The 13306-nt window shown below is 30.5% G+C and carries 11 protein-coding genes; 10 read left to right on the forward strand and 1 reads right to left on the reverse strand.

The genetic code is table 11. From position 1 onward, the window contains the following. Positions 1–14 precede the first annotated feature (14 nt). From pepT to A7L45_RS01435, 3 genes are all read left to right on the forward strand, one after another. A complete protein-coding gene (gene pepT / locus A7L45_RS01425) occupies positions 15–1241 on the forward strand; it encodes a peptidase T (RefSeq protein ID WP_071611116.1) in 1227 nt (408 codons plus the stop codon). A 190-nt stretch (positions 1242–1431) separates the two neighbouring features. Then, entirely contained in the window at positions 1432–2736 is a 1305-nt protein-coding gene (locus A7L45_RS01430; protein ID WP_071611117.1) for a S1C family serine protease, read from the forward strand. A 131-nt stretch (positions 2737–2867) separates the two neighbouring features. Then, positions 2868–3059 (forward strand): hypothetical protein, encoded by a 192-nt coding sequence (locus A7L45_RS01435; RefSeq protein WP_071611118.1) that lies wholly within the window; start codon positions 2868–2870, stop codon positions 3057–3059. Positions 3060–3172: 113 nt separating this feature from the next. On the opposite strand, the gene A7L45_RS01440 is transcribed toward A7L45_RS01435, so the two are convergent. Beyond that, a complete protein-coding gene (locus A7L45_RS01440) occupies positions 3173–5164 on the reverse strand; it encodes a fructose-bisphosphatase class III (RefSeq protein WP_071611119.1) in 1992 nt (663 codons plus the stop codon). Positions 5165–5472: 308 nt separating this feature from the next. Here A7L45_RS01440 and A7L45_RS01445 point away from each other — a divergent pair, with 308 nt between their 5' ends. The 7 genes from A7L45_RS01445 to A7L45_RS01475 all read left to right on the forward strand — a co-directional run bounded on the left by A7L45_RS01445 (position 5473) and on the right by A7L45_RS01475 (position 13299). Further along, positions 5473–6489, forward strand: a complete 1017-nt coding sequence (locus tag A7L45_RS01445; protein WP_071611120.1) for a MarR family winged helix-turn-helix transcriptional regulator — start codon at positions 5473–5475, stop codon at positions 6487–6489. A 250-nt stretch (positions 6490–6739) separates the two neighbouring features. Continuing rightward, positions 6740–7309, forward strand: a complete 570-nt coding sequence (locus A7L45_RS01450; protein WP_071611121.1) for a LemA family protein — start codon at positions 6740–6742, stop codon at positions 7307–7309. Positions 7310–7397: 88 nt separating this feature from the next. Then, positions 7398–8195 carry a TPM domain-containing protein gene (locus A7L45_RS01455; RefSeq protein ID WP_420912638.1) on the forward strand — a complete coding sequence of 266 codons (798 nt, stop codon included), beginning with the start codon at positions 7398–7400 and terminating at the stop codon, positions 8193–8195. A gap of 293 nt (positions 8196–8488) precedes the next feature. Further along, entirely contained in the window at positions 8489–10264 is a 1776-nt protein-coding gene (locus tag A7L45_RS01460; RefSeq protein WP_071611123.1) for a proton-conducting transporter transmembrane domain-containing protein, read from the forward strand. 12 nt (positions 10265–10276) lie between these two features. Next, a complete protein-coding gene (locus A7L45_RS01465; protein ID WP_071611124.1) occupies positions 10277–11206 on the forward strand; it encodes a respiratory chain complex I subunit 1 family protein in 930 nt (309 codons plus the stop codon). A gap of 12 nt (positions 11207–11218) precedes the next feature. Next, positions 11219–11830, forward strand: coding sequence for a hydrogenase (locus A7L45_RS01470; RefSeq protein WP_071611125.1), 612 nt, complete (start codon positions 11219–11221; stop codon positions 11828–11830). 11 nt (positions 11831–11841) lie between these two features. After that, a complete protein-coding gene (locus tag A7L45_RS01475) occupies positions 11842–13299 on the forward strand; it encodes a proton-conducting transporter transmembrane domain-containing protein (RefSeq protein WP_071611126.1) in 1458 nt (485 codons plus the stop codon). Positions 13300–13306 lie beyond the last annotated feature (7 nt).

Consider the following 13306-nt stretch of genomic DNA (forward strand, 5'->3'; position numbering starts at 1 on the left):
AGGGAGATGGCAATATGTCAAAAGTTGTAGAAAATTTTCTAAAGTATATAAGTTATGATACTAAATCTGATGAGGAATCGATAACTGTTCCAAGTACAATTGGACAAATGGTACTTGCTAAAGAACTAGTTACGTCGTTAAAAGCAATGGGACTAAAGGAGGCAAGCGTAGATGATAATGGTTACGTAATGGCAACTATTGAATCTAATGTAGAAAAAATAGTACCGACTATAGGATTTATAGCTCATATGGATACTGCGCCAGATATCTCTGGTAAAGACGTTAAGCCTAAATTTGTTTACAATTATGATGGAGGAGATGTTATATTAAATAAAGAAAAGAATATAGTATTATCTCCAAAGGATTTCCCGGAACTCAAGAATTACATAGGGGAAACTATTATTACAACCGATGGAACAACACTTCTAGGGGCTGATGATAAAGCGGGAATTGCAGAGATAATGGCAGCAACAGAGCATTTAATGCAGAATCCTAATATTAAGCATGGTAAAATTCGTATTGGATTTACACCAGATGAAGAAGTTGGTCGAGGTGCGGATATTTTTGATGTGAAAAAATTTGGTGCAGACTTTGCATATACAATGGACGGTGGACTTATTGGTGAACTAGAGTACGAAAATTTTAATGCTGCAGGAGTAAAAATCTCTATTCACGGAAGAAACGTTCATCCAGGCTCAGCAAAGGGGAAAATGATTCATTCATCGCTTATTGCAAATGAGTTTATAAACTCAATGCCACAAAATGAGACTCCAGCTACTACAGAAGGTTACGAGGGATTCTATCACTTGATTAGTATTAATGGTGAGGTTGAGGAAACAAAACTTCAGTATATTATAAGAGATTTTGATAGTGAAAATTTTGAAAATAGGAAGATATTTATTAAAAACATAGCTGATAAATTAAATGATAAATATGGTAGCGTAGCGGTTGAATTAGAAATTAAGGATCAATATTTTAACATGAAGGAAAAAATAGAACCAGTAAAGCATATAGTAGATACAGCATTTTTGGCCTTGAAGGAAGTGGGGGTAAATCCTATAATGCAACCTATTAGAGGTGGAACAGACGGTGCAAGGCTTTCATTTATGGGACTACCTACACCTAATATATTTGCTGGTGGCCATAATTTCCATGGCAAATATGAATTTATACCTACATTTGCTATGGAAAAGGCTGTTGATGTAATATTAAAAATAATTGAGTTGTATGCTAGCAAATAATAGGAGTGAATATCGATTAGTTAAAAGTTTGTTCACAAATTTGTCACCAAATTGCTATATAGATGTTTTAAAATATAATTATAGACAAAACATAATTTGGTCTATAATAAGATACAAATAAGTCATATTTTATATGATGATAATAGTTAATAGCTGATTTACCCTGGAAAATAAATAAGGAGGGAAAAGTATGAATGATGATTTAAATAATAATGAAGTTAGTAAAACAAATGAAACAACTGATAATATAATAGATAGTGAAAGTAATAATAAAGATCTTACAATGGAAATGCAAGTGCCTAGTGAAGATTATAAAGAAAAAGAAAGCAAAGAGACTCCGCCTATACTAGAAAATAATAATTACAGTTCTATAAATGACAACAAAGTTAAAAAAAATAAAGGTGGTATGAGAAAAAGAATAGTTGCCTACATTATAGTAGGTGTAATATGTTCTGCACTTGGAGGCGCTGGATCAGCTATTGTAACAATGAATATAATGAAAGACACAAATGTGGCAGCTACACCTAAAGCATCTGATACAAAAGTTGCTAGCACTGCAAAAGCAAAACTTATAGCTAGTACTAGTACAGATATTTTAACTGTACCTCAAATTGTGAAAAAAGTTAGCTCTTCTGTAGTTGCAATTTCTACCAAGACCACTGCTGTAAGTAACGATCTAAGCGGTCAGACTGCTCAGCAAGAAGGTGTTGGTACTGGGGTAATTTTCAATAAAGATGGATATATTTTGACCAATTATCATGTTGTAAGTGGAGCTCAAAATGTAAAAGTTACGCTTAGTGATGGAAAAGAAGTTTCTGCAAAAGTAATAAATTATGATTCTGCATCTGACGTGGCCGTAATTAAGTTAGCCGATAATGCTGTAGTACCTGGTGTAGCTGAATTTGGAGATTCAGCTAAGATTGAAGTAGGAGAATCAGTAGTTGCAATAGGAAACCCTTTAGGAAAAGAATTTTTGGGATCTGTAACTACAGGCGTCGTAAGTGCACTTAATAGGCAAGTAAGTATTGAAAATAAAAACCTTAAATTTATTCAAACAGATGCTGCTATTAATGCGGGAAATAGTGGTGGACCACTTGTAAATTCTAAGGGCCAAGTTATAGGGATAAATACCGCAAAAATAGGTGAAGCAGGGGTAGAGGGGTTAGGGTTTTCAATACCTATTAATACAATAACTCCTAAAATAGAGAATTTGATTAAACCGATTCTTACTATAGGTATTTCATGTAGAGATATTGATGGAGGAGATGCTAATTCAACTGCAGGAATAGGCGTTATAGAAGTCCAAAAATCTAGTCCGGCAGAAAAAGCTGGTATATTGCCTAGTGATATTATTATTAAATTCGATGGCAAAAAAGTTAAAACTGTGGATGAATTAAATAAGCTTAAAGCTACACATAAAGCAGGTGATGTAGTTAAAACAGAAATAGTTAGAGACGGAAAGACAATAAGAGTAAATATAACACTTTCTGTGTAAATTAAACGTATATAATAAAGGAGAGTAAGAGTTGTACAATTCTTACTCTCCTTTATTTATTAACATATTTCTAATTTAAAATACATAAAAAATATCTTTAGTGGGAAAATACTTCTGAAGGAGTGATAAAAATGGAAATGAATACTAGAGATACTATTATGAAAAAGTTATTAGATGCACAAGAAGATACTAGGGATTATCAATCATTTGCAAGAGAAGTATCAGAAGAGACAGTTAGTAATACATTTAAGGAATTTGCAGAACAATCTGCAATGCAGGCTCATAAACTACAAGAATTGTTAAGTGTATATGATGAAAAGTAGATATAGGTTAAGCAATATTATGTAACATAGTCTTGTATATTAAAGGATTTAAAGTCACTTGGTATGTTGAGGCCAAGTAACTTTAAATCCTTTTTAAAACAGTTTTTATAAGGTTAGCGTTGTTCTTTAATAAAACCCTTCCTATAGGCTGTAAGAAGCGACTCTAAATTTTTAATTTGATCTTTAATATCAAGTCCTATATCAGTATCCACTACACGTATGCGATTTGTAGATTTTTCTAGAACAATAGTAGAGGATAGAATATCCTTTCCTTCGTCAATCGCTTTTTGGGTAGATTCAAATGGTGCATGGGAGGTTAAGAGCAGTCCGTAGGAGTTATAAATAAGAGTATATCCAGCTATTCCTGTTTCTGGCTGATATGCTTTAGAAAAACCACCGTCAATAACTAATAATTTGCCATTAGCTTTTATTGGACTCTCACCTTGCTTAGTCTTTACCGGAACATGACCATTTATAATGTGTGAATCGTTAGTGTTTAATCCAAATTCAGATAATATGTTATTGCAGGTGGTTTCATCATCCCTATATTTATAATATGAATTCTTAACTTCTTTATGAGTACTCTTATCATCTATAAAATATCTCTCAAAAGTAGTCATTTTATCTTTACCAAAAAGTGGAGAATTTGAACCGCACCACAAATACCATATGGTATCTAGTGCATAAAGTTTAGATTCCGAACTTTCTTTACCAAAATAGGCTTCTCTGGCTAGTCGCTCAGTTCTATCTATATAGGACTTTCCACTGTAAATAGTGTTATCTATTTTCATTTTTTTAAAACTGCCATCCTCGCTTAGTGAAATGCATCCATGATAAAGCAAATTTGAGTTGTACTTCAAGTACATACTACCTTTAGAGTATAAAAAACGTATATGCTGTTGGAGTTTCTCACTATTTAAGAAAGAAGATCTAAGTTTATCAATAAGTTGTTTTTCACCTTCGTTTAATTTATAAGGATCACTTGGGTCTATAGTTGGGAAATTAAGATCATTTAGGACATATTCTTTTCCATCAATATTGATGGTACCCTTTTCATAATCTATCTTACTAAGAAGCAATCTGGAATTCATATCATAATGAGGACGCCTCTTTATTATTGAAGCTTCAAGTTTAAATTGAATTATAGTTATAGCTTTATGCATTTTTGATATTAAATTAAGGTCTTTATCTGCATAATTGTTTTCTGGAAAAACCTTAGGTTTAAATGCTGTGCATGGGTCATCATTATAAAAATCTTGAGCGAAAGTTGCTAGTGGTAATAAGTTAATACCATAACCTTCTTCAATTGTATCTAAATTTGCATATCTTGTTGAAATCCTAAGAACAGTAGCAATAGAACTTTCACAGCCAGATGCAGCTCCCATCCAAAGTATGTCATGGTTACCCCATTGTATATCAATAGAGTGGTAGTTTATTAGTGCATCTAAGATTATATGGGCCCCTGGACCTCTATCATAAATATCTCCTAGAATATGAAGCCTATCTATAGTAAGCCTTTGAATTAGATTTGAAATAGCAACTATAAATTCCTTAGCTCTCCCAATTTTAATTATGGTTTGAATGATACCGTTGTAATATTCTTGTTTATCAAAGGTGCTTTGTTGTTCATGAAGTAATTCCTCAATAATATATGAAAAATCTGGCGGTAGTGCTTTTCGGACTTTAGATATAGTATATTTAGATGAGATGGTTCTACAAATCTTAATTAGTTTATGAAAAGTGATTTTGTACCAATCGTCTATATCATCCTCTTCTCTAAGTGCTATATCTAACTTTTGTTCTGGATAATATATAATGGTAGCGAGTTCTTTTTTTTCGCTATCTCTAAGTGAGTTACCAAAAATGTCGTTAATCTTTCTTTTGATTACGCCGGAAGCATTCCTAAGAACATGAGAAAATGATTCGTATTCACCATGAATATCTGTAAGAAAATGCTCAGTTCCTTTAGGTAGATTTAAGATAGCTTGTAGATTTATGATTTCGGTACAAGCATCTGGAATTGTAGGATACTTGCTAGCTAGTAGCTTAAGATATCTCAAATCTTCTTCTATAGTTTCAATTGGTGTCTCACTAGAAAATATCATTTTTGAATCTCCTTTATAATTGCATAAATTTTATTGATGTAGCTATTTAATATAAGACTACAATTAATAGTATAATACATTATTATAAGGCATTGTATTATAAAAACAAAATATTATTTACTATGTTATATTTTATGCGTAGATTAGCTTGAATATAAATATGTTTTATAATTAATTAATACATCTAGAATTAGGCGAAAATCATTTTGTTGATTTGATATAATATTTTTGATACAATGTTTTATGGTGCTAAGGTACATGTAAATTATAATTCATATAAAAACAAGCAACATATAAGGGGAAATTCTATGAAGCAAAATGATTATTTGCTAAGCATACATTCATTATATAATCTAGCAAGATATGCTTTCTTAAAAATTGAATCTAATTATGCAAGGACTGTTGAGATTTCAGGTATAACGCTGCCACAGCTTCGAGTTTTATGGATTGTTAAAGTGTTTCCAGGAATCTCGCTTAGTAACATTGCAAGGATTGGCTGTTGGAGTACGCCTACAGTTAGCAATATTATTAAAATTCTAATGAATAAAAAGTTAATATTTAAGGAAGAAACAATTAATAGAAAGCTATATAAACTTCAATTAACGGATTTAGGTAATTGGTATATTAATGTGAATAAACAAGGTAAGGAGAACAAGGTTTACCTTTTTGATTTAATAGGTTTATTTTCAAGTGAAGAATTAGATTTTATTATACATATTTTTACGAAAATTATAATAAAAGAAAAAAAAGAATTTATTTTTGATTATATCCATAAGATAAATGAACTCAATTTAAAAATTGATGCATCGGATCTGGACATTAAAACAATCGGTATTATAAGAAAAACAATTTCTTTATATAATTTGCTAAGAATATTTATTTTAACAATCAAAAGCAATCATAGTGAACCACTAAAGGAGTTTAATGTAACATATGCCCAACTTAGAGCTTTGTGGATAATTGCTGCATTCCCAGGGGTTACATCGCGTGAATTAAGTGAAATTAGCTTTTGGTCACCATCTACTGTTCATGTAATAGTAAAAAATTTATATAGTAAATCCTTCATTCATAAAGAAAAAGCTTTAATTAAAAATGCCCATTATTTAGATATATCAAAAAAAGGTTGGGATTTGATAATAGATGATTATAATAAAAATCAAAAGACTTTATTAATATTTAAAGAGTTGGAAGGAATAAGTTACAGAGATATTTTAAAATTAAATGATCTTTTACTACGTATGAATAATAAATTAGGTAATTATAAAACAGAAGAATATATAAAAAAAACTATTATTATAATTAAAAGTAGAGTCTTTGAAGAGTAGAAGTATAACTCATACTTTGTATAATATAGTGTAGAATCCTTATATTTAATTATAGGGATTTTTTTTACGTGATAATAAAATATTTTTTTAGATAATACATAATTTCATATAATAAACAGCAAATTAGTATAGTAGTATGATTAAATTCATAGAATATGATATAAGAATAAGTTTGATTTAATAATTATATGGTTAATGGTTATTATATTAAAAAATTCAGTACAATACAAAATAAAAAGGTGGTAAAGAAATGAGTAAAAAAGTAAGAACGATTGCAATTGTTGTGGCGATATTTCTTGTAATAATAATGCCTATTATTGGGGGTTACAATAAGATAGTAAGCTTAGAGCAAAGGGTAACTGTGACAGAGGGGAATATAGATACACAACTACAAAGAAGATCTGATCTAATTCCTAATTTAGTAGAAACGGTTAAAGGTTATGCTTCTCAGGAAAAAGATATTTTTATAAAAGTTGCCGAGGCTAGGGCAAAACTTGCAGGTGCTACAAATGTAACAGATAAAGCTAAAGCGGATAGTGAACTTGGGAGTGCAGTTTCGAGGCTTTTAGTAATAGTTGAGAAATATCCGGATTTAAAATCTAGTGCTAATTTTAAGGATTTAACAGTAGCACTGGAAGGCAGCGAAAATAGAATAGGTACTGCAAGGCAGGACTATAACACAAGTGTTGGGGAGTACAACACTACAATAAAACATTTCCCTAACAATATCTTTTCAAGGATATTTGGTTTTGATAAAAAGCCACTTTATAAAGCTAGTGAATCGGCTAAAGTAGTACCTAAAGTTAATTTTACTAAATAGGAGCTAAAATATGAAAGATTATATAATAAAATTTATTAGAAAAAGTTGTGATTTTTCATGGGGTATATCAACAAAAACAAAGATGGGAATGATGATTTTATTTGTAGGTATGATTTTTGTAAGTCAAATAATAGCTGTGAATATAGCAAATGCACAAACAAAAAAAATATACCCTGTCGCATCACAGTTAAAATATGTTAATGATTATGCTAAAGTGTTAGATAGTGAATCAACACAATATATTCTATCCGTTGGCAAGGAACTAGAAGCTAAAACAGGAGCTCAGGCTATTGTTGTGGTTATAGATTCACTAAAAGATGTACCTATAGAAACCTATGCTACAGGTATTTTTAGAGAATGGGGTATTGGCCAAAAGGGTAAAAATAATGGACTGCTAATTTTATTATCAGTAAAAGAAAAACAGTGGAGAGTAGAGGTAGGTACAGGTCTAGAAGGTGCCGTTACTGATATATACTCCTCAAGGGTTATGAATGACTATGCGGTTCCAAAATTTAAACAAGGTTTATATGGAGAGGGACTCCGTGCATCATATTCGCTTCTTTGTGATAGTGTAGCTAAAGAATACAATGTAAAACTAGATAAGAATATTAATGTTCCAAAACAGGTTCAAACACAAAATATTCCTAGAAAGGGTAATGGTATAGTGTTAATAGGATTTATTGTGTTAATTTTTCTAGACTTTATTTTTAATAGAGGAAGAGTAACAAGGTTTATGGCGACATTGCTATTTTGGAGTTCTATTGGTAGACGCGGTGGAGGAAATGGTGGTGGATTTGGAGGCTCCGGAGGCGGTGGTTTCGGGGGTGGCTCTGGAGGTTTTGGAGGTGGTTCATCAAGTGGTGGAGGTTCCTCGGGCGGATATTAATATTGCAGCGACCCAGGAGATGATTTAATCGTGTAAGTATAATAAAAAATCACACTTTAAGCTTATTAAGGCTATAAGTCTAAAGTGTGATTTTTCTTTTCTTATTAATAGGCTCGAGAAGGCACACTTGATATAATATTTTGAAAAAGATAGCAAAATTTAGGAGTATTAACCAATACATAACACGAACAATCAATTAAATATAGTTGTTAACATTCGAAAAATAAGGTATAATTAAGTGTCACATTCCAACATTCGAATGTTAACTAAATTTAACTAGGAGTTGATAACAAGTGTTACCATTAATCAATTTTCAAAAAGACTGGCTTTCAACATACTTTGTATTTATTATAATATTAATATTTATACCAGTAGCAATTTATACTAAGGGCTACATAATGGAATATAAAAAACATTACTCGGTAAACTATATGTTATTTTTAATAATATTATTCGTAGCATCAATGATAGGCGTTGTAGTTTCTAATAATGCTATAAGTTTTCTTGTTTTTTGGGAAATGATGTCTATATCGTCGTTTTTCTTAGTAATTTATGAGTATATGCATAAGGAAAATTTGAAAGCAGGAATATTTTATTTTGTTATGACACACATAAGTGGATTATTCTTAATGATAATGTTTGCTTTCTTGTATAAATACAGTGGTAGTTTTGATTTTAATGAGATTCTTAAGGTTTCTGGGAATTTTCAGGCGAAGCAAAAGTACATAATATTCATACTTGCATTATTTGGATTCGGAGCAAAAATGGGCATAGTTCCACTTCATGCATGGCTTCCAAAGGCACATCCAACAGCACCATCTAATGTTTCGGCCTTGATGTCAGGCGTAATGCTTAAAGTTGCTTTATATGGCTTTATAAGGGTAATATTTATTTTCCTTAGAGGAGTGCCTTTAAAGTGTGGAGTGATAGTAATTATAATTGGAACTATTACCGCTATCTTTTCAATTCTAAATGCTTTATTGCAAAACAACATAAAAAAATTATTAGCATATTCTAGTGCAGAAAATGTGGGACTAATTTTTGCTGCCCTTGGGATGTCTATGATACTTATAAATTATAATTTAAAAGTATTAGCTTCACTAGCACTAACTGCAGCTTTACTTCACTGCTTAAACCATGCAATTTTTAAAAGTCTTTTGTTCCTAAATGCAGGAAGTGTTTTGTACGCAACTGGTACTAAAAATATGAATGAACTTGGTGGACTACACCGTGAAATGAAGTTTACAACAATCTGTACATTTATTGCAACCTGTGCAATCTCCGCAGTGCCACCTTTTAATGGCTTTGCAAGTGAGATACTTATTCTTAGAAGTTTCATTGAATCGATAACTAAGGTAAGCAATATATGGGTTATAATATTGATTTTTTGTTGCGGTGTTATCATAGCAATAACAAGCGGAGCGGCTTTTTATGCTACTGCAAAATCTTTTGGAATCACTTTTCTTGGAAAACCAAGAACTAAAAAAGCAGAGCACGTTAAAAACATTCCAATATCAATGAATATTGGGCAAGGGTTACTTGCTATGCTTACTATAGTTACTGGGATATTTTCACCATATATAATAAATAAAATATCCTATTTTACTAATGATTTATTAGGTATTAAGGTAAAAGGACCTGGATTCAAAAATGAAACGGAGATAATAGTGTTTACCTTAATATTAATTAGTATCACATTTATTGTTTATATGTTTAATAAAATAAATTCATTAAACAAAAAGCAAGAAATTAGTGATACCTGGGCATGCGGCTTCACAAGTGATAAACCTTATATTCAGTACACAGGAAGCGGATTTGTTCAGCCTGCCGCAAAAACATTTGGATCTATTGCAAATTATAACAAAAAAGTAAGTTACAAACAAAAGATTCATATAAGTCAAACTACTAGTGATGTAGTAGAGGATTGTTTTTACAAAACAAGTTTAAAAGCAGTCAGTTACTTAACAACAAAAATATTAAAGATTAATTATGGGAAAATTCAATTGCATATTTTATATATATTCATATCGGTAATAATTGCACTTGTTTTAGTCTTAAAATTTGTGTAAGGAGGTTTTCATTTGAAATATAATTTGATTTATTTTATTCAGAGTTTATTGATTATAGTGTTATCACCATTATTTATAGGAATTTTAAAAAAGATGAAGGCACATCTTCGGGGGTATATTGGTTCATCTATAATTCAACCGTATTATGATCTAAGTAAGCTATTAAAAAAAGGAAGAATAGTATCAAATAGAAGTTCATTTATAACAACTATTGGACCAATAGTTATACTTGCAGCGACTATAACAACTGCATTTTTTGTACCAGTTTTTTATACGAGTATGCAGGAAAGTATCGGAAATTTATTTATTCTTATGTTTTCATTTGGAATAGTAAAAATGTTCACAGTGCTAATTGGACTTGATAGTTCAAGTACATTTGGTGGAATGGGATCAAGTCGTGAGTCGTTTATTTCAATGATGGCAGAACCTCTAATATTGTTTCTGATGATATTTTTATATATAGAGACAAATGATTTTAACATATTTCATATTTCATTTATCAATAGCAAAAGCGTACATTATGATACTGCATACCTTATAACAATGGTAACTTTTATTGTTGCAATACTTGCTGAAAATGCTCGAATACCTTTCGATAATCCAGAAACACATTTAGAACTTACAATGATGCATGAAGCAATGATCTTAGACTTATCAGGTAGTGATTTAGCGTATGTTGAACTATCGTCTTATATTAAACTAATTGTATACTTGATTGTTTTGATTAATTGTTTTGTACCTATTGGAATTGCAACAACAATTTCGATTTCGGCTATTCTTATAGGACTCGTAACATTTATATTTAAACTCTTAATTTGTTTACTGGGAATCGCTATAATAGAAACAACTTTCGCTAAATCTAGATTATTTAAAGGGGCAGAATTGTTTCCAGCTATGATATCTCTAGGAATAGTTGCAATTACTTTAATTTATATTTTATAAGGGAGAGAAATTATGATAGAAGCTTTACTTACAATTATATTAATATCTAGTATATTTATGTCTGGAGTAAGGAGAATAAAACTTATTACAGCAGGATTTATATTTCAGTCAGCGGCTATTGGACTTATAGTCTTAAAGCTGGGTTACCAGACAGGAAAAGTGGATTATTATATTTTAGGAATTTTAACAATAGTTACTAAAGTTATTATAATACCAATAATAATAAATAGATCTGTAGAAAAGTTAAAGATAAAAAGAGAAATGGAGTTAATAGTAAATGCTTTTGTTTCGTATCTTATAACGGGACTTGGCATAATGATAGCTTTTGGTCTTTTAAACAAGAGCCAAGATAACTTTTTAAAGACTGGAATTGCACTATTTATTATAGGCATTTTGCTATTGGTTGCAAGGAAAAAAGCTATTACGCAAATGATAGGATTTCTAATATTTGAAAATGGTATTGTACTTTTTGAAACATCTTTATCTAAAATGTCTCTTGTAATTGAGGCAGGAATAGTTTTTGAAACATTAATGCTTGCACTTATTATGGGAATAATGATTTTCCGTATTAATAAAACTTTTGATTCAATAAATACAGACTTTTTCGAAAATCTAAAAGAATAGTTGGTGAAATAATGTATATTACAGTACTTGGTATTTTGTTCTTATTTTTAATAGTTACACCCTTACTCTTTAAAAACATAAAAACTACTGGATTTGTTACAATATTTGGAGCCGTGTTAATTTTGGGTATTGTACTAAAAATTATTACGATGGTTTCAGTAGGTTATTCCATTAGTTATTTTAATGAATTTTTTTATATTGATAGTTTGAGTACTGTACAGATTTTGATTATATCTTGTATAAATATAATCGTAAGTATTTACTCATATAGGTATATCTCAGATGAGATAGAGGGGAAAATAATTACGCTTAAAATGGGTAAAATTTATTATTTTCTATTTAATTTCTTTGTGTTTTTTATGATATTTATTTCACTAACTAATAATATTGTTGCAATGTGGATTGGACTAGAAGGAACAACGCTTACAACTACATTCCTGTTTGGTTTCAACATTAATAAAAATTCATTAGAATCCGCTTGGAAGTATGTAATTATTTGTTCGATTGGAATAGGTATTGGATTAATCGGCATATTAATCTTTGTTAATGCTTATAGTAATCAAGATACTGACGGGATACTAAAATGGTCTCATCTTGTAAATAACCAAAACCCACAAAGTACATATGCTATTAAAATAGCTTTCACCTTAATATTTGTAGGACTTGGTACAAAAGCAGGACTCGCACCTATGCATACATGGCTGCCAGATGCCTATAGTGACTCACCATCCCCAGTTAGTGCTATGTCTGGGGTTCTTTTGAATCTTGCGCTGTATGTTATTTTAAGATTCTATATTATAACGAAACATATACCAGGACTCGAAAATACCAAGTGGTTATTTATAGTTTTTGGTTGTGTGTCTCTTATAATTTCATCTTTTAGTATTTTAAGACAACTTAATTATAAAAGAGTGCTTGCATTCTCATCGGTTGAAAATATGGGAATTATAGCACTAGGATTTGGAGTTGGAAGTAAAATTGCAGTTTTCGGTGCAATACTTCACTCTTTAGTGCATGCCTTTGTAAAGTCTATGTTGTTTTTAACTGCAGGAAATTTATTAAATGCATATAAAACAAAACGTATAGACAAGATTGATGCTTTAATAAAGACTATGCCAATAAATGCAGTATTTTTTATTATAGGTATGCTTGTTATTACCGGGGCACCACCATTCCCAGCTTTTTTTAGTGAATACTATATAATTGTAGGAACTGTCCAGAGTGGAAATTACATTGTTACTGCAATATATGCGTTTTGTCTCCTGTTAGTTTTTGCAGGATTCCTACGAGTATTCATTAAGATAGTCTTCAACACTGAACCAGGTGTAAAATATGTTAGAATGAAAGAAGATAAAAAAAATATATTGCCACTGGCTTTATGTTTTATTTCAATTATTATTATTAGCTTAACTATGAATGGTTATTTGGCAAATATGATAAATAATGCAGTTTTAATTATATGTGATTAGGAAGTGA

Origin of the sequence: Clostridium estertheticum subsp. estertheticum, from assembly GCF_001877035.1 — a bacterium.
Classification (GTDB): Bacteria; Bacillota; Clostridia; order Clostridiales; family Clostridiaceae; genus Clostridium_AD; species Clostridium_AD estertheticum.

Excerpts from the sequence above, each read along its gene's own strand:
- pepT (WP_071611116.1), top strand. The coding sequence starts at position 15 with ATGTCAAAAGTTGTAGAAAATTTTCTAAAGTATATAAGTTATGATACT.
- A7L45_RS01430 (WP_071611117.1), top strand. The coding sequence starts at position 1,432 with ATGAATGATGATTTAAATAATAATGAAGTTAGTAAAACAAATGAAACA.
- A7L45_RS01435 (WP_071611118.1), top strand. The coding sequence starts at position 2,868 with ATGGAAATGAATACTAGAGATACTATTATGAAAAAGTTATTAGATGCA.
- A7L45_RS01440 (WP_071611119.1), bottom strand. The coding sequence starts at position 5,164 with ATGATATTTTCTAGTGAGACACCAATTGAAACTATAGAAGAAGATTTG.
- A7L45_RS01445 (WP_071611120.1), top strand. The coding sequence starts at position 5,473 with ATGAAGCAAAATGATTATTTGCTAAGCATACATTCATTATATAATCTA.
- A7L45_RS01450 (WP_071611121.1), top strand. The coding sequence starts at position 6,740 with ATGAGTAAAAAAGTAAGAACGATTGCAATTGTTGTGGCGATATTTCTT.
- A7L45_RS01455 (WP_420912638.1), top strand. The coding sequence starts at position 7,398 with ATGATGATTTTATTTGTAGGTATGATTTTTGTAAGTCAAATAATAGCT.
- A7L45_RS01470 (WP_071611125.1), top strand. The coding sequence starts at position 11,219 with ATGATAGAAGCTTTACTTACAATTATATTAATATCTAGTATATTTATG.
- A7L45_RS01475 (WP_071611126.1), top strand. The coding sequence starts at position 11,842 with ATGTATATTACAGTACTTGGTATTTTGTTCTTATTTTTAATAGTTACA.